The organism is Pseudomonas sp. PDM30 (assembly GCF_019218985.1).
Classification (GTDB): domain Bacteria; phylum Pseudomonadota; class Gammaproteobacteria; order Pseudomonadales; family Pseudomonadaceae; genus Aquipseudomonas; species Aquipseudomonas jessenii.
Genome location: NZ_JAHUWM010000008.1, coordinates 152846 through 175389, shown reverse-complemented (window position 1 = coordinate 175389; position 22544 = coordinate 152846). Strand labels below are relative to the sequence as shown.

General features: G+C 59.8%; 20 protein-coding genes. All 20 read right to left on the bottom strand.

Features of this window, described 5'->3' with window-relative positions; genetic code table 11:
• Position 1: 1 nt before the first annotated feature.
• A complete protein-coding gene (gene fliG / locus KW840_RS19675; protein ID WP_007983391.1) occupies positions 2–1021 on the bottom strand; it encodes a flagellar motor switch protein FliG in 1020 nt (339 codons plus the stop codon).
• Entirely contained in the window at positions 1014–2801 is a 1788-nt protein-coding gene (gene fliF, locus KW840_RS19670; RefSeq protein WP_218497082.1) for a flagellar basal-body MS-ring/collar protein FliF, read from the bottom strand. The genes fliG and fliF overlap by 8 nt, the downstream gene beginning before the upstream one ends.
• Positions 2802–2817: 16 nt before the next feature.
• The gene (gene fliE / locus KW840_RS19665; protein WP_057715889.1) at positions 2818–3144 is read right to left on the bottom strand and encodes a flagellar hook-basal body complex protein FliE; all 327 of its coding nucleotides are present in this window, start codon (positions 3142–3144) and stop codon (positions 2818–2820) included.
• A 234-nt stretch (positions 3145–3378) separates the two neighbouring features.
• Positions 3379–4764 (bottom strand): sigma-54 dependent transcriptional regulator, encoded by a 1386-nt coding sequence (locus KW840_RS19660; protein ID WP_218497080.1) that lies wholly within the window; start codon positions 4762–4764, stop codon positions 3379–3381.
• A gap of 5 nt (positions 4765–4769) precedes the next feature.
• Positions 4770–5963 carry a PAS domain-containing sensor histidine kinase gene (locus KW840_RS19655; RefSeq protein WP_218497249.1) on the bottom strand — a complete coding sequence of 398 codons (1194 nt, stop codon included), beginning with the start codon at positions 5961–5963 and terminating at the stop codon, positions 4770–4772.
• A 128-nt stretch (positions 5964–6091) separates the two neighbouring features.
• Positions 6092–7567: a sigma-54 dependent transcriptional regulator gene (locus KW840_RS19650; protein ID WP_046037712.1), complete on the bottom strand. Its 1476-nt coding sequence runs from the start codon at positions 7565–7567 to the stop codon at positions 6092–6094.
• Between the two features lie 171 nt (positions 7568–7738).
• Entirely contained in the window at positions 7739–8035 is a 297-nt protein-coding gene (locus tag KW840_RS19645) for a hypothetical protein (RefSeq protein WP_056721566.1), read from the bottom strand.
• Between the two features lie 11 nt (positions 8036–8046).
• Positions 8047–8442, bottom strand: coding sequence for a flagellar export chaperone FliS (fliS, locus tag KW840_RS19640; protein ID WP_090453820.1), 396 nt, complete (start codon positions 8440–8442; stop codon positions 8047–8049).
• A 129-nt stretch (positions 8443–8571) separates the two neighbouring features.
• Positions 8572–10008 (bottom strand): flagellar filament capping protein FliD, encoded by a 1437-nt coding sequence (fliD, locus tag KW840_RS19635; protein ID WP_057715893.1) that lies wholly within the window; start codon positions 10006–10008, stop codon positions 8572–8574.
• 83 nt (positions 10009–10091) lie between these two features.
• Positions 10092–10445: a flagellar protein FlaG gene (locus KW840_RS19630; RefSeq protein WP_057715894.1), complete on the bottom strand. Its 354-nt coding sequence runs from the start codon at positions 10443–10445 to the stop codon at positions 10092–10094.
• A gap of 72 nt (positions 10446–10517) precedes the next feature.
• Complete coding sequence (locus KW840_RS19625; protein ID WP_057715895.1) at positions 10518–11369, bottom strand: flagellin domain-containing protein; 852 nt, start codon at positions 11367–11369, stop codon at positions 10518–10520.
• Between the two features lie 241 nt (positions 11370–11610).
• Positions 11611–11877: a hypothetical protein gene (locus KW840_RS19620; protein WP_057715896.1), complete on the bottom strand. Its 267-nt coding sequence runs from the start codon at positions 11875–11877 to the stop codon at positions 11611–11613.
• The gene (locus tag KW840_RS19615; protein WP_218497078.1) at positions 11874–13166 is read right to left on the bottom strand and encodes a motility associated factor glycosyltransferase family protein; all 1293 of its coding nucleotides are present in this window, start codon (positions 13164–13166) and stop codon (positions 11874–11876) included. The genes KW840_RS19620 and KW840_RS19615 overlap by 4 nt, the downstream gene beginning before the upstream one ends.
• A gap of 90 nt (positions 13167–13256) precedes the next feature.
• Positions 13257–14183 carry a ketoacyl-ACP synthase III gene (locus KW840_RS19610; RefSeq protein ID WP_056721553.1) on the bottom strand — a complete coding sequence of 309 codons (927 nt, stop codon included), beginning with the start codon at positions 14181–14183 and terminating at the stop codon, positions 13257–13259.
• A gap of 226 nt (positions 14184–14409) precedes the next feature.
• Positions 14410–15462, bottom strand: coding sequence for a pseudaminic acid synthase (gene pseI / locus KW840_RS19605; RefSeq protein WP_218497076.1), 1053 nt, complete (start codon positions 15460–15462; stop codon positions 14410–14412).
• Positions 15455–16960, bottom strand: a complete 1506-nt coding sequence (gene pseG / locus KW840_RS19600) for a UDP-2,4-diacetamido-2,4,6-trideoxy-beta-L-altropyranose hydrolase (RefSeq protein WP_218497074.1) — start codon at positions 16958–16960, stop codon at positions 15455–15457. The genes pseI and pseG overlap by 8 nt, the downstream gene beginning before the upstream one ends.
• Positions 16957–17664, bottom strand: a complete 708-nt coding sequence (gene pseF, locus KW840_RS19595; protein WP_218497072.1) for a pseudaminic acid cytidylyltransferase — start codon at positions 17662–17664, stop codon at positions 16957–16959. The genes pseG and pseF overlap by 4 nt, the downstream gene beginning before the upstream one ends.
• The gene (locus KW840_RS19590; RefSeq protein WP_218497070.1) at positions 17661–18281 is read right to left on the bottom strand and encodes a pseudaminic acid biosynthesis-associated methylase; all 621 of its coding nucleotides are present in this window, start codon (positions 18279–18281) and stop codon (positions 17661–17663) included. Before KW840_RS19590 ends, pseF begins: the two co-directional genes overlap by 4 nt.
• Complete coding sequence (gene pseC, locus KW840_RS19585) at positions 18281–19471, bottom strand: UDP-4-amino-4,6-dideoxy-N-acetyl-beta-L-altrosamine transaminase (protein ID WP_057715901.1); 1191 nt, start codon at positions 19469–19471, stop codon at positions 18281–18283. The genes KW840_RS19590 and pseC overlap by 1 nt, the downstream gene beginning before the upstream one ends.
• 125 nt (positions 19472–19596) lie before the next feature.
• The gene (locus tag KW840_RS19580) at positions 19597–22521 is read right to left on the bottom strand and encodes a TIGR00180 family glycosyltransferase (RefSeq protein WP_218497068.1); all 2925 of its coding nucleotides are present in this window, start codon (positions 22519–22521) and stop codon (positions 19597–19599) included.
• Positions 22522–22544: the final 23 nt, after the last annotated feature.

Genomic DNA, 22544 nt, shown 5'->3' with positions numbered 1-22544 from the left:
GTTAGATCATTTCCTCGCCGCCCTTGCCGCCGAGAACGATTTCCCCGGCTTCGGCCATACGGCGGGCGATGGTGAGGATTTCCTTCTGCGCGGTTTCCACGTCGCTGACGCGCACCGGGCCCTTGGCTTCCAGGTCGTCGCGCAACAGTTCGGCGGCACGCTTGGACATGTTCTTGAAGATCTTCTCCTTGACGCCTTCGTCCGACCCTTTGAGGGCCAGCACCAGCACATCGGAGGACACCTCGCGCAGCAGCGCCTGAATCCCGCGGTCGTCGACATCGGCCAGGTTGTTGAACACGAACATGAGGTCTTCGATCTGACCGGACAGGTCTTCGTCGACTTCGCGGATCGAGTCCATGAGCTGGCCTTCGATCGAGCTGTCGAGGAAGTTCATGATGTCCGCCGCGCGTTTGATGCCACCCAGGGTAGTGCGCGAGGCATTCGAGTTGCCGGAGAACTGCTTCTCGAGAATCTGGTTGAGCTCTTTCAGGGCCGCTGGCTGTACGGTGTTCAGCGAAGAGACCCGCAGGATGATGTCGAGCCGCACCTTGTGGTCGAAGTTGCCGAGCACTTCACCGGCCTGGTCCGGATCGAGATACGCCACCACGATCGCCTGGATCTGCGGGTGTTCATAACGGATCACGTCGGCGACGGCGCGCGGCTCCATCCACTTCAGGCTGTCGAGGCCGCTGGTGTTGCCACCGAGCAGGATGCGGTCGATCAGGCCGTTGGCCTTGTCTTCGCCAAGAGCCTGGGTGAGCATCTTGCGCACATAGTCGTCGGAGCCGACGCCCAGGCTGGTCTGGTCGCCGACGATATCGACGAACTCGCTCATCACCTGTTCGACCTGCTCGCGGTGCACATTACCCATCTGGGCCATGGCCACACCCACGCGCTGAACCTCTTTGGGGCCCATGTGACGCAGCACCTGGGCAGCGTCGGTGGACCCCAGGGACAGCAACAGGATTGCGGCTTTGTCGACCTTGGACAGTTTGGCGGCAACGGCTCGGTTATCACTCATCTGCGTTAATCCACTCTTTCACGACCTGGGCCACACGACCCGGGTCTTCTGCCACCAGACTCTTGATTGCGTTCAACTGAGCGTCATAGCCTTCGCTCGGGCTCGGCAACAGGATGCTGGTCGGGCCACCGAGGCTGACACGGTCGTTGGCCAGTTCGCCATCCAGACCGCCCATGCCACCCAACTCGACGTCGCTGCCGATACCGGCCAACTGCTTGCCCTTGCCACCACCGGTAATATTGTTGAGCACCGGACGCAGCACACCGAATACCAGCACCAGAATGAACAGCACACCCAGCACTTGCTTGACGATGTCCCAGAACCACGGCTGGGAGTAGAACGGAATTTCGGCAATCGCTTCACCGCGCTCGGCGGAGAACGGCATGTTGATCACGCTGACGCTGTCACCACGGCTGGCATCGAAGCCGACTGCGTCCTGAACCAGGCGAGTGAAGCGCGCCAATTCATCGGCGCTCCATGGCGCACGGGTGGTTTCGCCGTTGGCCGGATTGATCTTGACCTGATCATCGACCACCACCGACACCGACAGGCGATTCAACCGGCCCTGCTGCTGCTTGGTGTGGCTGATGGATCGGTCGAGTTCGAAGTTCTTGGTCGATTGTTGACGCTTGTCCGCCGGGTACGGAGCGAGCATCGGCTGACCGGTGGCCGGGTCCATGATTTGCTGGCCATTGGCATCAACCAGCGGCTGGCCCGGCTGCACCATGCCGGCTGCCCCCGGAGTGCCGCCGGTGGTTTGCGGCGCGGAGGCCGGCGCTGGAGGCTGGTTGCTCAAGGCACCCGGTACGCCTTGCGGGCCATTGCTGGCGGTACGTTGTTCGTTGACCGACTGCTCGCTGCGCAACGCCGGTTGATCCGGGTTGAATTGCTCGGAAGTCGATTCGACCGCACTGAAATCCACGTCGGCCGAGACTTCGGCCTTGTAACGGTCGTTGCCCAGCACCGGCTGCAGGATGTTGTGCACGCGCTGAGTGAGCATGCTTTCCATGCGACGGCTGTAGTCGAACTGCTTGCCAGCCATGGTCAGTTCGGAGTTTTCCGCCTGATCGGAGAGCAGGTTGCCCTTCTGGTCGACCACGGTGATCTGCGATTTGCTGAGTTCGGGAACGCTGGTCGCTACCAGATTGATGATGGCAACGACCTGGCCTGGCTCGAGGGAGCGACCGGAATAGAGTTCAACCAGAACCGAAGCGCTTGGCTTGCGTTCGTCGCGCACGAACACCGAACTTTTCGGGATCGCCAGGTGTACGCGGGCACCCTTGACGTTGTTCAGGCTGGAAATGGTGCGGGCCAGTTCGCCTTCGAGGCCGCGACGGTAGCGGGTCGCTTCCATGAACTGGCTGGTGCCAAGCCCCTGCTCCTTGTCGAGGATTTCAAAACCGATGTTGCCGTCGCTGGGAGTGACACCAGCGGCCGCGAGCTTGAGCCGCGCTCGGGACAGGTCATCGGCCTTGACCAGCAAGGCACCGGAATTGGGTTCGACGGTGTACGGGATATCGGCGGAGGCCAGGGTATCCATGACCTGCTTGGCGTCCATGCCGGCAAGGCTGCCGTACAGAGGCCGGTAGTCCGGTTGCTGGGACCACAACACCACGGCAAAACCAATCGCCACGCTCGCCGCCAGGCCGACCAACAGGCCCACCTGACGCAACATGGTCATCTCGGAGAGGTTTTCCAGGAAGGACAACCCGAACAGCGGCGGTTTGCCGTCTATTGGAGTGGCCTTGGCCGGAACGTTATCGGCGACTGCTTCTGCCATGACTCAATCTCGTCCTTTAAACCGGCATCTGCATGATGTCTTGGTAGGCCTGAACTAGTTTGTTGCGCACCTGGGTCAATGCCTGGAAGGACACGCTGGCTTTCTGCGATGAGATCATCACGTCTGTAAGATCGACGCCGCTTTTGCCGATTTCGAACGCACTGGCCAACTGCGTGGAAGCCTGTTGGGTGTCGTTCACTTTATTGACGGCCTGACCGAGCATGTCGGAAAAGCTGCTGCCCGACACTTCAGGAACGGCAGTCGATTTCGGCGCAGACATGGCATCCATTTGCATGGCGCGCATATCCAGCATCAACCGATTGAATTCAATACCTTGGCTCATGGTTTCTCTCTTTGACGACCCGCAATTTTTTGACACTCACTCGGCGGGTCATGAGGTGTTAGCAACAAGGGTGCCAGCTCCATGGCCTTGTTTCACAAAAGCCCTTCTCATCGCCGCTAGCCGCTGTAGGAGCGAGCTTGCTCGCGATGAACTGAAGAACGCCGCGTTTATCCTGACGCCCCGCATTATCGTTAACGACCATCGCGAGCAGAGCTCGCTCCTACAGGAACAGGATCAGGTGGCGAACAGATAGGCTTCCACATCCATACCGGCATCGCGCATTTGCGCCAGCTTGTAGCGCAGGGTCCGCGGGCTGATACCCAGGCGCTCGGCCGCCTCTTTGCGACGACCGCGCTCGGCGCGCAGGGTATCGATGATCATCTGGAATTCTCGGCGACGCAGATCATCGCCCAGCGCACCGGCCGACTCGGCCTCGACTTCCACTGGACGCACCGGCGCCTGCGCCAACGCAGGCAATGGAGCGCAAGCCACCGGCCCGGCCAGGCAGAAATCCTGCGGCTGGATCAAGCCACCCTGCTGCAGAATCAACGCTCGCTGAATCGCGTTGTCCAGCTCACGCACGTTACCCGGCCACGGATAAGCGATCAGGCACGCCTGGGCCTCGAGGGACAATCTGGCCGGTGAATGCTTCATTTTATTGACGTGCCTGGCCAGCAGACGCTCGGCCAGCGGCAGGATGTCGGCGGTACGCTCGCGCAACGGACGCCAGGCCAGGGGAAACACCGACAGGCGATAGTAAAGATCTTCACGGAAGCGCCCCGCCGCCACTTCACCCACCAGGTCGCGATTGGTGGTGGCAACCACGCGAATGTCCAGCGTGATCGGCTTGCGCGCCCCAACCCTTTCGACCTCACGTTCTTGCAGTACGCGCAGCAATTTGGCCTGGAGCCCCAAGGGCATTTCGGAAATTTCGTCGAGCAGAATGGTGCCGCCGTCGGCCTGCTCGAACTTGCCGGCTTGCGCGGCAATGGCACCGGTGAAGGAACCCTTCTCGTGCCCGAACAAGGTCGCTTCGAGCATGTTGTCCGGGATCGCCGCACAGTTGATCGCAATGAATGGCTGATTGGCGCGATGAGAATGCTGATGGATGTAGCGCGCCAGCACTTCCTTGCCCGTGCCCGACTCACCCGAGATCAACACCGTGGAATCGCTGCGTGCGACCCTCGCTGCCAATTCGAGCAACTGCGCGCTCGCCGGCTCGAATGCTATCGGCCCTTCACCCTCAGCCAGACCGAGACTGCCCAGGGCATGACACCCCACCAGATCGAGCAACGCCTTGGGCTCGAATGGTTTGACCAGATAGTCCACCGCACCTTGGCGCATCGCATCGACCGCACGCTCGACCGCGCCGTGAGCCGTCATCAGCAACACCGGCAATTGCGGCTGCCGCGCTCGCAACAGGCCCAGCAACTGGTGGCCGTCCATACCCGGCATGTTGACGTCGCTGATCACCAGGCTGAAGGACTCGCCGCCGACGGCAAGCAACGCCTCCTCTGCCGAACCCACCGCCTTGTAATCGTGCCCCGCGAGCAATAGCGTATCGGCCAGCGCCTCGCGCAACGCGCGGTCGTCCTCGACCAGCAGAACCTTGATACCCATCTGTGTCACTCCGCTCCTTGAGCGCTGCTGAACAACGGCAGGATAACTTGCGCGCAAGTGCCGCGACCGAGTCGCGAGCGCAACTGCAATTGTCCCTGATGAGCACGCGCCACTGCCTTGACCACGGTCAGGCCAAGACCTGTGCCAGTGGCCTTGGTGGTAAAAAAGGGTTCGCCCAATCGCGCCAGAACGGCGGCATCGATACCGGAGCCACTGTCGCTGACGCACAGGTGCAGGTAATTGCCGCGGGTATAGAGGTGAATCTTGAGGCGCAATGGACCGGCACTGGACTGGATGGCGTTCTCGATCAGATTGAGGATCGCACCGACCAGGGTGTCGCGATTGCACAGCAACTCCCCCGAATGACTGTCGCACTGCCAGCGGATCGGCAGATCCTGTACGTGGGTCAGCGCCGCTGCTTGCAACGATTGCATCAACTGAGCGGGCGTCACGCGATCGGTCAGCGGCAACTCGCCCCGGGCGAAAACCAGCATGTCGCGCACCTGGTGCTCCAGCTCGTGCAGGCGCTCCTTGAGGCGCCCGGCAAAGCGCTGCTGGGTAGCGACCGGCAGCTCTTGCTCGGTCAAATGACTGGCATACAGCAACGCGGCGGACAACGGCGTGCGTATCTGATGAGCCAACGAAGCGACCATGCGCCCCAACGACGACAGCCGCTCATGACGGGCCAGTTGATCCTGCAGGTGACGGGTTTCAGTCAGGTCGTTGAGCAACACCAACTGGCCAGGCTCGGCGTCCAGCGAGCGCGTGGCGATCGACAGGCGCCGACCATCCTTGAGGGAGACTTCATGACCATCGTCTTCGCGCGGCGCAAAACAGCGGGCAATGACGTGGCGCCACAATTCACCTTCCAGCGGCAACCCCAGCAACTCGCACGCCGCCGGATTGGCTTCGCGCACGATGCCCTGGGCGTCAATGACGATGACGCCGCCGGGTAAGAGATCAAGGAGGTTTTGCAGGCGGTTGGCCAGGCGTTCTTTTTCCGCCAGCTCCTGCATGCGCTGGGCACTGACCACTGCCAATTCACCCTTGAGCTCGGTTACCCGGGCTTCAAGCATGCTGTAGGAATCGGTCAACTGACTGGACATCTGGTTGAACAGCGCAAATGCCTGCTCAAGGCCAAGCCGGCTCGCCAGCTCTACGGACGACGGTTGTCCCGAAGCATCAAGGACAGGAGACATCTGGGCGGCTTGGGGCATCGTGCTCTCTCGCTTGGCTGACCGTCAGTGAAACGGAACGTTGCGAGGGACGTAGCAATACCCGTGCCTAAAAAAAACTTCTTATAAATGAACGCGTTGAAAAACAGGCGTCAATCATCCGCCTGCTCGTCTCCATCACGACGGCTCATGCCGTACTTGCGCATCTTTTCCACCAGCGTGGTACGACGAATACGCAGGCGCTCGGCCGCGCGCGCCACAATGCCGTTGGCATCATCCAGCGCCTGCTGGATCAGCCCCTGCTCCAGACCACCGAGGTAGTCCTTCAGGTCCAGACCTTCCGGAGGCAACATGGCATTGGCGGTAAAGTCCTGGGTATGGCCGTTGATGGCCACGCGCTCTTCCAGATCGCTGCGCAGGCTGTCGACCATTTGCTCGTCTTCATCGTCGACGTAGCGGAATTTCTTCGGCAACTCGACCACGCCGATCACGCCGTATGGGTGCATGATCGCCATGCGCTCCACCAGGTTGGCCAATTCGCGGACGTTGCCCGGCCAGCCATGACGACACAGCGACATGATGGCCGCCGAGTTGAAACGGATCGAACCGCGCTTCTCGTGCTCCATGCGCGAGATCAGCTCGTTCATCAGCAGGGGAATGTCTTCGACGCGCTCACGCAGCGGCGCCATCTCGATCGGGAACACATTCAGGCGGTAGTACAAATCTTCGCGGAAGGTGCCGATCTCGATCATGCTTTCGAGATTCTTGTGGGTCGCCGCAATGATGCGCACGTCGACGCTCTGGGTCTTGTTGCTGCCCACGCGCTCGAAGGTGCGCTCCTGCAACACACGCAGCAACTTGACCTGCATCGGCAGCGGCATGTCGCCGATTTCATCGAGGAACAGGGTGCCGCCGTTGGCCAGCTCGAATCGACCGGCGCGGCTGGTGATCGCCCCGGTGAAGGCGCCCTTCTCATGGCCGAACAATTCGCTTTCCAGCAACTCGGCCGGAATCGCCCCGCAGTTGACCGGCACGAACGGCGCTTCGCGGCGCTTGGAATGGTAATGCAGGTTGCGCGCAACCACTTCCTTGCCGGTGCCGGACTCACCGAGGATCAGCACGCTGGCATCGGTGTCGGCGACCTGCTGCATCATCTGGCGGACGTGTTGAATCGCCCGGCTGGTGCCGACCAGGCTGCGGAAAAGATTGGGTTCGCGATGACGACCGCGCTCGCGGGCCTGGTCGTACATCTCGCGATAGACCTGGGCACGGTGCAGCGAATCGAGCAATTTGCTGTAGCTGGGCGGCATTTCGAGGGTCGAAAGCACTCGCCGACGCTGGTCTTCCGGCAAGTCAATGGAAGAATTATCGCCCATTAACAAAACCGGAAGGAACTCATCCCATGTCGAGAGTGTCTTAAGCAAGCCCAGAAGTGCACCAGGAGCATTGACCGTCCCGATGAGGACACAGATCACTTCACGACTTGACGACAAAGAGCCGACAGCCTGCTGCCAGTCATGGCTACCGCAGGGTAAATTTTCTTCGCCGAGAAAATTCAAAATCACCGCCAGGTCGCGGCGGCGGACGCTATCGTCATCAATCAGCAGAATTTTGGTTTCACGCCACATGCAATAGCAACTTCCCTAGTCAACTCAATGCCCAAAATGCTGGGGCAAGCTAAACGCTTGCAGGCCTTGTATGCCTGAAGACGACTGAAATCTGGAACCAGCCACTAGTTAAGTCAAAAATCCGTGCACAGTCAAATTTATGGCGCACTTGTTTGGATTAACCGGGTTTTATTATCCAAACAGATGGTAAACCTTTGCCGCGTTCCGCGCTTGCTGGATCTGAGACATTTCATCGACTATCGCCTGCCTTTCACCCATCGCGACCTCAAGCAACTGCTTGTAGACATACAGCAGCTCCTCAAGATTGCTGCGCAAAACCTCTTCATCCAGCGAAGCCTCGCTCATGACATCTTCCATGCAGGAACGGCAATCCAGGTCCAATTGACCGATGGCCTCCCAGTCACGCTCGGCCAAAGCACCGACCAGCGCTTCACGAGTTTGCTCTATCCGCTGCAATACAAGACTCATGGCGATCTCCCTTAGAACTGCGGACCTGGCTCAGCAATGCCGTCCCAGCCTTCTTTCACCGTGCGCAACAAGCTCGCGACCTCATCGAGAATCTCCGGATCGCTGCTGATGTTCGCCTCGGCCAGGCGCTTCATCATGTAGAGGTAAAGGCTGTCGAGTTCACCCACGGCATCGGCGCAGTTTTCAAGATCCAGGCCTTCACGCAAACCACCGATGATGCCGATCGCCTTGCTGATCGACACACACTTGCCGGGAATATCCTTGCGCTCCAGGGCGCCTTTGGCCTGGGCAATACGGTCCAGGCCACCCCCCATGAGCATCTGCACCAAACGATGCGGACTTGCTTCGGACGTCTGGGCGTGCGCACCCACTTTCTGATACTGCCGAAGGGCTAACATTGGATTCATGTTCTACCTCATTACCACAAAGACTCGTATGACCAGTGTATCGTCCGCGAGCCAGAGAACTTTAGATCAAAAGACAAAAACCCGGCACACGCGAAAATGCGTAGCCGGGTTTTTATCGTCAGTTCACGACTAGCTGTTGGACTTCTGGGCGTTCAAGGAAGTGAAGAACGAGGTGATGTTACTCGCCGTCGCTTTCATCTGCCCGACCAAAAGGTCCATTGCGTTGTACTTGGCGGTCAACGTCTTGGTCATGTTGGCGACACGCAAGTCCAGCGCAGTCTGCTGATTTGAAAGGTTCTTGCTCACGGTCTGCAGGCTGGTATTGCGCTGGTCAAGCAACCCGCCCGTCTGCACATAAGGCTTGATTACAGTGCCCATGCGCGCCAGCAGGCCGTTGGTCGCATTGCTACCGTTGAACAACTGCTGCACCTGGCCGCTCATGCCGTTGATGGCCATCGTCTTGTTGAACGCCGTTGTATCGAACGCCAGGTTGCCAGTTTTCTCATTCGTCAGCACGCCGATCTGCGACAGAACGGCCAATGGACCGCCCGCCCCGGGAGCGGTCAGCACGCTGCGGATATCGGAGATCAGTGTGCGCGACATCGAATCACCGGTAAACGCCGCCTGAACAGTCAGGTTGCCATCGGCATCCGCTGTCGCCTTGGACAGGGAGTTGATGGTGTTCATCAGGGTGTTGTAGGAATCAACGAACGACTGGATCGACGTCTGCAAACCGGCGGTGTTGTTCGCAACGGTGACGGTCGCCGCAGCCGGCGGCGTACCCGGGCTCACAGATGTCAGGTTCAGGGTCAGGCCACTGACCGCGCCGGTAACCGTATTGCTCTTGCTGGTCACTGCCAGTCCATCGATGGTCAGCGATGCATCCACCGCAATCCCGTTGACAGCTCCTGAACTGGAGGCCGAAGGGTTGGTGCCCATCGGTTGGGTGCCGTCGATTTCAAGGCCGGCGATACCGCTGACCGTCAGGTCGGAACCCGCGCCGGTCTTGGTGGAGCTGATCACCAGACGCGATGCACCCGTGCTGTCGGTCACGATGTTGGCAGAAATACCATTACTCGCCTGTGCAGAGTTGATGGCGTCCCGGGTGCTCTGCAAGGTCGCATTGGCTGGAATCGTGACATCGTAATCAGTGCCATTCTGACTGATTTTCAAAGTACCACTCGGAATGGCACTGGCGGCACCGCCGGCAAAAGAAGCACTGGCTACTTTCGAGCTGGTGGCCAGCTTATTCACAACAACGCTGTAAGTACCGGCAACGGCGGTATTGTCGGAAGTTGCACCCAGGATCGACGGGGTACCCGAAGTTGCGGTATAGCCCGCAAACGCAGGATTGGTCTTGCTACCGAGATTGGTCAGCGCCGTCTGAAAGGCCGTCAGTGCGCTTTTCAAGGAACCGACACCGGAGATCTTCAGCGTGTTGGTTTTGGTCTGGGTATCGATCTGCGTCTGTTTCGCCGATTTGTCGGCGTTGACCAGCGCAGTAACGATCGCACCGATATCCAGGCCAGAGCCCAGGCCCGTACCCGGTAAAATTGGACTTGCCATTTTTCGTCTCCCTTCAGGTTGCTGCCACTCTTTTGACCTTTATCAGCGCCCAAAGAACGTACAAACACTATTCATGCCAGCTATCAAACTTTGGCATCGAACAATACATGGCTCGCATTGCTCAGGCTTTCTGCCAGCTTGAGGGCCTCCGCGGAGGGGATCTGTCGCACGACTTCGCCCGTTTCGCTTGCAATCACCTTGACGACGACCTTTCCGGATTGCTCGTCTATCGAGAACTCCAGATTGCGCTTGATCGACTGTACAAACTTTTCGATCTGCTGCACCGCCTGCTTCAGGTGAGTGTCATCCGTATCCAGCTTCTTTTGCGCCACGGGAGTCTCGCTGGCGACTTTAGGCTTTTCCGGCGCTTTATCCGAAACGGTGCTCGCTGGCTGGGGAGCCGGATAAGACACGCCAAGCTTTACGCTCATCTCCATGCCCATCACCTCTTAACGTAAAAAGCGAGAGAGCGTGACAAGCACACTCCCCCGCCCAAACTCTTGCCGAAATTACTGAAGCAGCTTCAGTACAGCGGAAGGCAGTTGGTTGGCTTGAGCCAGAACCGAGGTAGAAGCCTGTTGCAGGGTTTGCTGCTTGGTCAGGTTCGCGGTTTCTGCGGCGAAGTCGGTGTCTTGTACACGGCCTTGTGCAGCAGTGGTGTTTTCCACGATGTTCTGCAGGTTGGAGATGGTGCTGGTCAGACGGTTCTGCGAAGCACCCAGGTTTGCGCGGGTGGCGTTGATCGATGCCAGAGCAGCGTCGATCGCGGTGATCGCGTTGTCGATGTTGGCAGACAAGGTAGCGGAAGTTGCACCAGTCAGAACAACAGTACCGCTGCCTACGGACAGGGATACGGCGTCGAACTTGGAGCTCAGTACCAGGTCGATGCGGTTAGCCGAGCCAGTGTTGGCGCCAACTTGCAGTTGCATGGTACCAGCGGTACCGTCCAGCAGGTTTTTGCCGTTCAGATTGGTGGAAGCAGAGATACGAGTGATCTCGTCAGACATCTGAGCGAATTCGGAGTTGGTAGCGGTCTGGTCAGCAGTGCTGTTGGTACCGTTACGTGCTTTAACAGCCAGTTCACGCATACGCTGCAGAATGTCGGTCGAAGCTTGCAGCGCGCCTTCAGCGGTCTGGGCAACGGAGATACCGTCGTTGGCGTTCTGCACTGCCTGATTGCCACCACGAATCTGCGCAGCCATGCGAGTTGCGATCTGCAGGCCAGCGGCGTCGTCTTTAGCGCTGTTGATTTTCAGGCCGGAAGACAGGCGAGCCATCGAAGTCGACAGAGCGTCGGTAGCACGGTTCAGGTTTTTCTGAACGTTCAGCGACGTGGTGTTGGTGTTTACTGTTAAAGCCATGACGAATTCCTCGTTGGTTGGGTACTGCGGCTTCCGGCCCTGGCAACCGCCGGGTATGGCCTAGAGAACCTTCGTATTAGTTATCGTCGGGTTGGCAGGTTGCTTGAGGGCTTTTTTTAAAAAAAATGCCATCACCCTGCCACCCCCGAGAAAACAAGGGCTTAGCGCCCCTCAACCGCGAAAAAATGACGCCATAAAACTGTCCAGCCCGAAAACGCCCGTGCCAAAGCTGTTGTTGCCCTCAGGCCGGCATGTTTTCGAGCAATTCGATCAACTCATATTCCATGAAATCGGCGAGCCCCAGCCAATCCTGGCGCTCCTGGCAGGCGAGCATTTGCCTGAGCAACGATGCCCACGCCTGCTGCACGTCCTGCGGCGCCTGCAAAAACAGGCGCTGCGCCTCATCGAACAGATCGACCATGTTCAACGCCGCTTCGACATCACGCCCCAAGCGAAACAAACCGGCGCATTGCCGGTATTCCTCGATACCTATCGCCTGATGCTTCATCGCACGAAATCCTGATTGAACTGCGTCCCGGCAATCATTGCCCCCGCCCGACTGCTGTTGAGGAAAAGGACCTGGGGATGCCTGGCAATGTAACGCTCCAGCTCGCACAGATAGCCGCGAAAATTCAACTGCGTCTTGACCTTCTGGCCATGGCCATCGTGCACCCAGTATCTGGCCTGACTCACCGGCGGCCCCAGGTCACCATCGTTCCAGCCGGTGTGGGTCCGGTTCATTGGAAAGGCAAAGTCGGCACCGAAAAGCGTGATGCGCTGCCCGCCCATCTTCACCGCCAGATCCACGGCCGGGTGAATCACGCTGCCGCCCACGTTCAGCAGTGCACGGGGATGCTGTTCGCGCAACGAGGCGTAGATCGGGCTTGCGGAGTAACCACCGTAACGCTTGCCTTTCCAGGCATTGAGCATTTGTGGATCGCTCAATGGCAAGTACACCAGCGCAATATCCTCGGACGCATCACCGGGCAAGTGCAGCACGCTGATGCGCTGGTCGATGCTCACGACCAGGTCAGGCTTGATTCCGTGCTCGCGAAGGGGCTTGTAGGCCGTGTCCACACAGATGAACAGAGGTCGCGGGGATTGGTTGCGCACCGCTGCCAAGCGCTCGAAATTCCCTTCCAGGCTCGGCCCGGTGGCAATCACATAAACCTCGCGCCCGGGACAAGTGCCAAAGAGCCGAGCCACATCGTCATCGGCAAGCAGTAGTCCAAGGGTGTCCTGCAAGCGCTGCAGAATGACCGGCGACTGCGGGTCGAAATCACGATTGTTGAAACTCAAGTGCACTTCGCTGACCAGCCGATCACGAATCTTCGCACTGTGGTCATCGGCCAGCAGCATTTCGGCGGGCAAGGCAAAAAACGGCGTGAAGATGTCGGACAGATCGCCGGCGTAGAGCAATTGCACGCGCGGATCGCCCAGCCATTGGCGTTGATCGATCAGCTCCAGCACCAACAGGAAAAGCGCGCCGTTGAGAATGTGGACATAGAGTTTTTCAAGCCCGGCGCGTTCCAGCAAAACCGCAGGCAAATCGCCGAAGCCGGTGCCGTAAACGTGCAGCTGTGGCTTGTCGAGCGGGAGACTGGCGGCCTGCAGGCGGGCCTCGCGCAGACGACCATGACGGCTGGTGAGCTGGATGCCACCCACACACAGCGTCGAGTCCCGCCCCTCGATCAGGTCGACCTCGACGGCCAGGCGGTCTTCCGTTTTCAATCGCGCATACAGCGACGGCCAGCGACGCTGGATAACCTGAGCATTGTCTTCAAAGCATTCGCTCATGCTACCTCGCATTCCTTACAAGCAAAAAAGCGCTCAAGGTTAACCCTTGAGCGCTTTTTTGTACCGGCCTTTTTATTAAAAGACGTTCACTCAAGGACGATAGATAATCGCCGAACCCCATGACAGCCCCACTCCGAAACCGCTGAGCGCAACGCGCTTCCATTCGGAATCGAGAATATGCTTTTCCAGCAGCAATGGAATGCTCGACGACACCGTGTTACCGGTCTCGACCATGTCCTTGATGAACTTCTGCGGGCACTCTTCGAAGCGCCGCGCAACTGCGTCGACAATCGCCGCGCTGCCTTGGTGAATGCAGAACGCATCGATGTCGTCAGCGCTCAATTGCGATTCGCCCAGCAACTCATGCAAATGCGCCGGCACCTTGAGCAGTGCGAAATTGAACACCTGGCGACCGTTCATGAAGAACACGCCGTCGGTGACTTTCAAATGTGGGGCGCCGGAACCATCGGTGCCGAACTTGGCCTTGCCCAGTGCCCAGGTCGGGTTCTCACCCATCCAGGTAGCCGTGGCCGCATCGCCGAACAGCATGGTGGTGTTGCGGTCTTCCGGGTCGACGATCTTCGAATACGGGTCGGCAGTGATCAGCAGGCCGTTCTTCAGGCCAGCGGCCTCCATGAAGCCCTTGATCGCATAAATGCCGTAGACGTAACCGGAACAACCCAGGGAAATATCGAACGCAGCGACGTTGGTCGGCAGGCCGAGTTTGTCCTGCACGATGGCCGCGGTATGCGGCAGGCCTTCTTCGTCACCGTTCTGGGTGACGACGATCAACGCATCTATGGACTCGCGTTTCAAATCGGGGTTGCTGGCAAACAGCGCATTGGCCGCTTCAACGCACAGATCGGAAGTTTCCTGATCAACGCCCTTGCGCGGCAGGAAAGCCGAACCAATCTTGCCCAGGATGAATTCTTCATCCTTCTCGAATTTTGCACCTTGTGCGTAATTGTCCACGCCGGCTACAGGAACGTAGCTCGCAATGCTCTTTATGCCAATCATTACGGCTTCCCAATAATAAACAGCCCAATACCACCACTCGCAGGAATCGAGGGGCGCCGACAAACCTGGATTTGCGTCGCCCCAAGGCGACGGCCGGGAAGCGTAGAGGGCCATCACTGAACCCGATAAAGGGTCAGGCGCCATCTTCCCGGTCAATACAATACAGTGAAGATGCCCGTTATGACTCGCAGGTCACGCTATTTTGCCGAATCAGCCCGGCAACGGGTCATTCGACCAACGACCAGTCCAGTGCTGTTCCACGCTTGATGGCCTGACGGGCACGGCGTCCCAGGAGACTTTGCGCGTGTTTGGGCGCCAGCCCGAGACCCGGACGGATGGCTCTCAGATTTGTCCCGTCGAAGGGCTCGCCGGCCGCCATATCCCGGGTTACATACAACGATCTACGGTACACCAGGGATTGGCGCTCAGCCTCGGTGACACCGTAATGCACCTGCCCCATGGCTTGCCAGGCGCGCTCGGTTTCAATCACCAGGCTGGCCAGTTCGGAAGGCTCCAGCGAGAAACTGGCGTCGACGCCACCGGCCGCACGGTCGAGGGTGAAATGCTTTTCCACCACCGTTGCCCCCAATGCCACCGCCGCCACGGACACACCGACCCCCATGGAGTGATCGGACAGCCCCACCTGGCAATCGAACAACTCGCGCAAATGCGCGATCGTGCGCAGGTTGCTGTTCGCGGGTGATGCCGGATAGGTGCTGGTGCATTTGAGCAGCACCAGATCCTTGCACCCGGCCTCGCGGGCGGCGCGCACGGTTTCATCGAGCTCGGCGATGCTGGCCATGCCGGTGGAAATGATCAGCGGCTTGCCCGTCGCGGCCACCCGGCGTATCAGCGGCAGGTCGGTATTTTCGAAACTGGCGATCTTGTAGGCCGGCACGTCGAGGCTTTCGAGGAAGTCCACGGCGCTCTCATCGAATGGCGTGGAGAACGCCAGCAGGCCCAGCTCCCTGGCGCGAGCGAAAATCGGCGCATGCCATTCCCAGGGCGTGTATGCCTTCTCGTACAGCGCGTACAACGAACTACCGGCCCACAGGCTGTTGGGGTCCTTGATGAAAAACTCACCCTCGGCCAGGTCCAGGGTCATGGTGTCGGCGGTGTAGGTCTGCAGTTTCAACGCATGGGCACCGGCCTTGGCCGCGGCCTGGACGATTTGCAGCGCCACGTCCAGGGACTGGTTATGGTTGCCGCTCATCTCGGCAATGATCAATGGCGGCGCATCGGCACCGATCAGGCGCTCGCCAATCTTGAAGCTAGTCATCTGCGTGATCCTTCAATACGCGCGTGAACGCGCAGGCACTCTGGGTAAAACCGGCTTCGCGAAAGACATGCAGCGACGGCTGGTTAGCGGGCAATACCTGGGCGGTGAGCGACTCAAGTTCTGGCCAGCGGGCCTTCACAAAGGCTTCTCCACGGTCCAGCAGCGCCCTGCCCCAGCCCAGGCCGAACCGGCCTTCGAACAGATAAATCGACACTTCGGCGGTAAAGCCACGCACGTCATAACGCAGCACACCGACCGGACCGTCATCGGCCTCGGCTATCAGCAGCAGCCGCCGGGGATTGCTCAGGGTCGCCGTCAGCCAGTTTTGATGCGCGGGCCACTCGATCACACCGGTCTCCAGCGACCAGTGGCGCACGGCCTCGGTGTTGCGCCCGTCGAACAACAGCTGCGCATCACCCAGGGTCGCCGGACGTACCCTCAGCACCGCGCCGGCCAGCGCAGCCGCCACTCGCTGCGCCCCCCGGCCATCGACCAGTTGTCGCGATTGCCGCGCCAGGCTCTGGCGCAGACCCTGATTACCCGCGACAAAGCCGATGGCCAGGCGCAATTGCTCGACACTGACCTGCTCGCGCGCCCCCATGAACACATGGGCGCCCGCGGCCGCCATGACCTCGCCGTTGACCTGCTGGTTGTTCGATACGGCAATGCAAATCGTCGGCAGCCCCATGGCCGCCCGCTCCCAACTGGTGCCGCCACCCGCCCCGACAAACATGTCGGCCTCGGTCATCAATCGATAAAAGTCACTGACAAAACTGTGCAGGCGCCAATGCGGGCGACTCACCGCCAACGCCTGCATCTGCGCCCAGGCCGGATTATCTGCTCCGGCGACAAAATCGACTTCCAGCTCAGCAAAGTCTGCCAGCGCCAGCATCGCATGATGGGTCTGCATTGCCGCGTCGAAACCGCCGAAATTTACCAGCACACGCCGGGCCTGAGGCTTGATTTCGATGGCCGGGCAACGGAACTCGTCGCGCAGCATGGCAAACCTTGGGCCGAACAAGGTCCGGCAGCCTGGCGCCAGCAGCGACGCATAAGCCTCTGGCGTTCCCGAGAGGTTCTGGTTCAGCAGCAAGTCGGCGCTGTAGGTCCGCGTGGCGAGGTCATCAACCACGGCGATCCGTGGCGCAAAGCGCCGGGCGGCCGTCTGCCAGCGATGATCGAGGCCGTAGTGGTCGACAATGATCCAGTCAAACGCCGGCTGGTGCTCCAGCAGCGGCTCGAGCGCGGCGATGTCCGTCTGCCATGGCAGCATGGACTCGATGGCTTGCTGCGGGTCTTCATCGCTGTAGCGCTCGGGCAGCGCGAAGGTTTCGAAACCTTCGGCCCGCAGTGCCTCCAGTCGATGCCCCGGTAACAGGCGACAGGCGAACGCCACATGACTGCCCTGCCTGCGCAACACTCGGGCCAGGCACAGGCAGCGCGCGATGTGGCCGCTGCCGATGGTTGGCGAGGCGTCAGAGCGAATCAGCACTCTCATTGCAGCTCACCCCCGGCCTTCAGCGCGGCATACAGGTATTCGGCGCGTTTCCAGTCCTGCGGTGTGTCGATGTCCTGCACCAGATGACGCGGCAGGATGACCGGCAGGCTGTACGGCGAATACAACACCTCGCCACGCAGCCAGGCATCGCTGCGGCCCCAGTAGAACTGTCCGGCATCCTGATAGGCGATCGACAAATCCTGGGAGCGGGTATCACGATACTGCGGATACAGCGCCGTTAATGCCCCCTGATCATCAAGGGTCAGGGCTCGCTGGACCGGGAATCCGAAGTCGCACACCGAAAAAGCGAATGACTTGTCGGGATGCTGTTCCAGCAGGCTCAGCCCCTGGACAAGAAATCGCGATTGCAACAAAGGCGCGGTCGCGTAGATACAACAGGCGCGATCAAACTCGTCCCCTTGTTCGCGCAAGGCTTGCAGGGCATGGGCGATCACCGCCGCAGTGCCCGTGAAGTCGTCGGCCAGTGCCGCCGGGCGCATGAAGGGCACCTGGGCGCCGCAGTCCCGCGCCAGCCCGGCAATTTCCTCGTCGTCGGTGCTGACCACCACCCGGGAAAACAACCCGGATTCCAGAGCGACCTGAATCGATCGGGCAATCATCGGCACACCGGCAAACGGCTTGAGGTTCTTGCGGGGTATGCGTTTGCTGCCACCGCGGGCCGGAATAATGGCGACGTTGTTCAACGGCATTTTTCCAGGACAAACCAGGTGATGTCATCCACCGGGAATTGTCGATCGCGGTGGTAACCAAAACCGTAATCAACCAGTTGCAGGTCGTCATAGCGATCGAGCATTTCACCGGCGAAATCGCGTTTGAACAACTTGCCGCTGTTGCCGCGATACGGGACCTCGACCGGCGCCGGGTTGTAGTACTCGGCGATCAGTATGTAGCGCTGGCTCAGCTCATACAGTTGCGCGTACGCGGCCGGCAGCAACTCCGGCGCCAGGTGAATCAGAACGCCTTTGCTCAGGGTCAGGTCGAAGGTGCGCTCCCGTGGGAAGTCGAACAGCGAACCCTGCCAGATGTGTGCGATACCCAACGCCCGGGCCGCGGCACAAGCGCTGGCATTGATTTCCACGCCGAACAACTCGCAGCGCGGCAACAGCTGGTGCAGTGCCTGCAGGTTGTTGCCGGCATTGGTGCCCAGTTCTACCAGGCTGTCGATGTGCCCGACCCGTTTCAGTGCCTTGGCGAACAACGCCAGGTTGGCCGCCACCAGCGGCTGCCCGACATTGCGCTCAACGTACTGGTTGCCGAATTCACCCTGCCAGAAGGTTTCCTGCTCGGTCAGTTCATGCATCACACATTTCCCACCCGCCGCAATGGCTGGATTATTTCGATCAGCTGCCGCATCTGCTCGACCACGTAGTCCTGTTGTTCATCACTGAGCAATGGATACAACGGCAGGCTGATGGCTTCGGCGTAGTAACGTTCTGCCTGCGGAAAATCACCTTCGACGAACCCGAGATCACGATAGTAAGGCTGCAAATGCACGGGAATGTAGTGCAGGTTCACACCGACCCCGGCCTCTCGCAACCCCTCGAACACCTCACGATGAGTGAGACCGATCTGATCGAGTTGCAGCCGCACCACATACAGATGCCATGACGACTCGGCCTCGGGTTGCGCACCAGGCAAGGTCAGCGGCAAATACGCCAGCAAGCGGTCATAACGAGCCGCCAGTTCACGCCGGCGCTCGATGAACTCATCCAGTTTGTTCAACTGCGACAAACCAAGGGCCGCTTGCAGGTCGGTAATGCGGTAATTGAAGCCCAGCTCCACCTGCTCGTAGTACCAGGGGCCGTGGCTGGGTCCGGTCATCTGCTGCGGATCCCGGGTCATGCCGTGGCTGCGCAAGCGTTGCAGACGCTCGGCCAGTTCCGGGCTGTTGGTCATCACCATGCCACCTTCGGCGCTGGTGATGATCTTCACCGGATGAAAACTGAACACGGTCATCGCGGCAAACTCGCCACAACCCACCGGCCGCCCGGCGTAGGACGCACCAGCGGCATGGGCCGCGTCTTCGATCACAGTAACGCCATATCGCCTGGCCAGTGCGGCAATCCTGCGCATGTCGCAGCTCTGCCCGGAGAACGCCACCGCCACCAGCACTTTCGGCAGCCGGCCTTCACGCTCGGCCCGCTCCAGCTTGACGGCCAGCGCAGCGGCATCGAGATTCCAGGTCAGCGGGTCGATGTCGACAAAATCCACCTCGGCACCGCAGTAGCGACCACAGTTGGCCGAGGCGAGAAAGGTGTTCGGTGTCGTCCACAGCCAATCGCCCGGGCCGAGCCCTGCCGCCAGGCAAGCGATGTGCAGGGCCGCCGTGGCATTGCACACCGCCACGGCAAAACCTGCCTCGCAGCGTTCGGCCATCGCTCGCTCAAAGCGCTCGATGGTCGGCCCCTGGGTCAGCCAGTCAGACTGCAATACACCGACCACGGCATCGATGTCCGCCTGATCAAGGCTTTGCCTAGCGTAAGGAATCATGCTGGCAACCAGACACGCACCAGCGCGTCCCGAATGATCCGACACCCGAACGAACCGGTCCCGCCTGCGATGAAAATCGATTTTCCGTTGAACATGCCTTGAATCCTTATACCTGTTCGCCAGGCCTAGCCGAGCATCTGCACCCAGTTCACCGAAGCACTTTCGCCCAGGGCAAAGCCTTTGCCGCTCAAGGCCAGATTGGCGTTATAGGCCTGGTCCTGAGCAAAGGCTGGGGCCCACTTGTCACGCAGTGCATCGAGGGCTTGCGGCGCTTGTGGTACTTCACCCGAATGAATCACCTGTACCAGCGGCGTCCACACGGTGAGGTAACCGGCCTGACCGGCCCGCAGGCACAGGTCGACGTCGCTCAAGCCGTCGGCGAAGGTCACGCTGTCCAGACCGTCCAGCTCGTCGAACAACGCTTTACTCACCATCAGGCATACCATCGACACCGCCGAGTAGTTCTGCTCCAGCGCCAACCGGTGCAGGTAACCTTCGGCGTCGTGTTTTTCACCAACAAAGGCTGAACCCACACCACCGTTCATGCCGAGAATCAGACCGGCCTGAGTGACCTTGCCGTCGCGGTCGATCAACTTGGGACCGACCACGCCGACTTCCGGACGCTGGGCGTGATTGAGCAGCGACTCAAGCCAGTTCGGGTTGACCACTTCACTGTCGGCGGCCAACAGTATCAGGTACTCGCCCTGCGCCTGCTGGCTGGCCGCGTTGTACAACGCCGCATCGCTCATACGCTGATCGGTGCGCAGGACGCTGACTTTCGGATGCTGATAAGTACCGAGCCAGTCATTGACCTCGGCCGACTGATGCTGATTGATCGCAACCAACACTTCGTACTGGATGTAGCGGGTTCGCAGCAAGACCGCTTGCAGGCACTGCTGCAGGGCCGAAAGATTGTCCCCGGCCGGCACGATGATCGATACCAGCGGGCGTTCGGTGTGGCGGTAATCGATCTGCCAGGTGCCAGGTACCGTCGAAGTGATCTTGGCCTTGTAGCCGCGATTGCCCAGGTGGCGCAACAACGCCAGGCGCTCATCGGCGTTTTCTTCCAGTACCGGCGCCCGGGCAATCACCAGCGGCTCATCCAGGTGGGCCAGCCCGTTGAGGCCATCCTGCTCGATGATGCGCAGCAGCAGGTCGAACTCAAGGGCCTTGCTGAAGTCAGGCTGGTAGCCACCGACTTCAAGGAACACCTCCCGACGGATCAGCCAGTGACGCGCCATCAAGGCCGGCAGGCTTTGCAGCAGATCAAGATTGAAGCCAGGACGGAATACGTCCACCAGTGCGCCTTCGCTGGTGCGCTGGATTTCGTCGGTGGCGACGGCGCGGCAATCCGCGGCAGACAACAGTTCCAGGCTGGCGCGCAACAGCCCGCCGGCAGTGAACTCGTCGCCGGCTTCGGCCAGCATCAACCAGTCGCAAGGCGACTGACGAGCACCCTGGTTCAGCTTGTCGACGTAGTTGCTTTGGGTAACCCGGACAAAGTGCAGAGTGTTCTGCGCCGTGGTCGCGGCCGGTGCTTCACCGGTGGTGAAGACCACAATCCTGAACGCCTTGCTGTGACCTTCGAGCAGGCTGTCGAGAGAGACTTGCAGCTTGTCGATATCGTTATCCAGGTCGAGCAGGAAAATCCCGAACTGAGGACCACCGTCGTTGGCCGCAAGGTGTCGGGCGATCGACTCAGCCTCTTGTTCATCAGGCTGGCGGGGGGAGAGCCATTTGAGCAGTCGACCGGAGAGCATCTTGTCGAACGTCGCACGATTACCCTCAACCGACACCGCCTCCAGACGTGCAGCCCAATCGCCCAGGGTCTGCGCTTCTTCGTCCTCACCCAACAGTTCCAGCTGGGCCACCAGACGCTTGACCACCGCGCGGTTGAAGATGTTGCTGTCGTGGGCTTGCCACAAACGGTCGACCACACTTTCCGGCGTGTCATTGTTGCGCGCCAGCATCAGGCTTTGCTGACGGGTCCAGATACCCTCCAGGCCTGCCAACTGAACGCGACCGGCCGGCATGGCGTGCAACAGGAACTCGAACTGGGTCAACTGATCGAAAAACGCCTGGTTGTAGAACGGCATTTCGACGTATTGCTTGGGGCCGAAACGGCGCACAGGGCCTTTCTCGACGCTCGTCCAGGCGGACTCGATAATCAGCTCAGTGGTCAGTGCGCGACCGGTGCGCAAGCTATCGGCCAAGGCCTCAAAGCTTTGCAGCGCGAACTGCCGGCCTTGCTCCGGGTCCTCGCTTTGAACTTGGGTCGGCAAGCCGAAGAGGAAAGCGGCAAAGGCTTCACGCTCGGCGACCGTCCTGGCATCCGTATGAGCCAGCGTGTGGAAGATTTCAGTGTTGTGATCCGAGTACCCGTAGTTCATTTCACGCACGACATACGGGATCGGCAGAATCCGCGCCTTGCCCCGCGCCAGCATGTAATAGGTGTGACCGATTTCCTGCCATTGGAAGGACGTATCCTGAGGCATCACCTGATACCAGTCACGTACCAGGTCGGTGCGCTGTACGGCATAGAAAGGTGGCAGGTACTGGTGCATGTAATCGAGCACACGCTCCTCGGCGTGCTCGGACGAATAGTCTTCGCAGACCTTCTTGTCCCGCCGGAAGTAGCTGACGCTGTTGGGTTGCGACAGATACATCATGCTGTAACCGTGGCACAGGCCGTAATCGGGATTGGCCTGCATGAATGCCACGGCTGCGCGCAGGGCGTCGTGCACATGGAAGTCATCGTCGGCGGCGAACACCATGAACGGCGTGGTCACTTGTTCCACGCCAAAGGCCAGCTTGGCACGGACTCCCCAGTAGCCAAACTGCGGAACATGCTGGTAATCCACATTTTCAAACTGCCCGGCCAGGCTTGGCTGACCTTCAGTCGAAGAATCCAGCACCAGAATCCTGCAAGGCAAGCCGCTGTAGAAACGTGCGGCCCGGCGCAAAAATGCCGGCCGCTCGTGAGACATCAGCACCACGGTCAACTGTTCGTTGAGTGCCAACCCGTGTTCAGAATTGTTCTTGCCTTGCATACATTTCCCCACAACGGCGAATC

Coding starts and splice junctions, on each gene's coding strand:
- fliG (WP_007983391.1), bottom strand. CDS start 1,021: ATGAGTGATAACCGAGCCGTTGCCGCCAAACTGTCCAAGGTCGACAAA.
- fliF (WP_218497082.1), bottom strand. CDS start 2,801: ATGGCAGAAGCAGTCGCCGATAACGTTCCGGCCAAGGCCACTCCAATA.
- fliE (WP_057715889.1), bottom strand. CDS start 3,144: ATGAGCCAAGGTATTGAATTCAATCGGTTGATGCTGGATATGCGCGCC.
- KW840_RS19660 (WP_218497080.1), bottom strand. CDS start 4,764: ATGGGTATCAAGGTTCTGCTGGTCGAGGACGACCGCGCGTTGCGCGAG.
- KW840_RS19655 (WP_218497249.1), bottom strand. CDS start 5,963: ATGTCTCCTGTCCTTGATGCTTCGGGACAACCGTCGTCCGTAGAGCTG.
- KW840_RS19650 (WP_046037712.1), bottom strand. CDS start 7,567: ATGTGGCGTGAAACCAAAATTCTGCTGATTGATGACGATAGCGTCCGC.
- KW840_RS19645 (WP_056721566.1), bottom strand. CDS start 8,035: ATGAGTCTTGTATTGCAGCGGATAGAGCAAACTCGTGAAGCGCTGGTC.
- fliS (WP_090453820.1), bottom strand. CDS start 8,442: ATGAATCCAATGTTAGCCCTTCGGCAGTATCAGAAAGTGGGTGCGCAC.
- fliD (WP_057715893.1), bottom strand. CDS start 10,008: ATGGCAAGTCCAATTTTACCGGGTACGGGCCTGGGCTCTGGCCTGGAT.
- KW840_RS19630 (WP_057715894.1), bottom strand. CDS start 10,445: ATGGAGATGAGCGTAAAGCTTGGCGTGTCTTATCCGGCTCCCCAGCCA.
- KW840_RS19625 (WP_057715895.1), bottom strand. CDS start 11,369: ATGGCTTTAACAGTAAACACCAACACCACGTCGCTGAACGTTCAGAAA.
- KW840_RS19620 (WP_057715896.1), bottom strand. CDS start 11,877: ATGAAGCATCAGGCGATAGGTATCGAGGAATACCGGCAATGCGCCGGT.
- KW840_RS19615 (WP_218497078.1), bottom strand. CDS start 13,166: ATGAGCGAATGCTTTGAAGACAATGCTCAGGTTATCCAGCGTCGCTGG.
- KW840_RS19610 (WP_056721553.1), bottom strand. CDS start 14,183: ATGATTGGCATAAAGAGCATTGCGAGCTACGTTCCTGTAGCCGGCGTG.
- pseI (WP_218497076.1), bottom strand. CDS start 15,462: ATGACTAGCTTCAAGATTGGCGAGCGCCTGATCGGTGCCGATGCGCCG.
- pseG (WP_218497074.1), bottom strand. CDS start 16,960: ATGAGAGTGCTGATTCGCTCTGACGCCTCGCCAACCATCGGCAGCGGC.
- KW840_RS19590 (WP_218497070.1), bottom strand. CDS start 18,281: ATGCATGAACTGACCGAGCAGGAAACCTTCTGGCAGGGTGAATTCGGC.
- pseC (WP_057715901.1), bottom strand. CDS start 19,471: ATGATTCCTTACGCTAGGCAAAGCCTTGATCAGGCGGACATCGATGCC.
- KW840_RS19580 (WP_218497068.1), bottom strand. CDS start 22,521: ATGCAAGGCAAGAACAATTCTGAACACGGGTTGGCACTCAACGAACAG.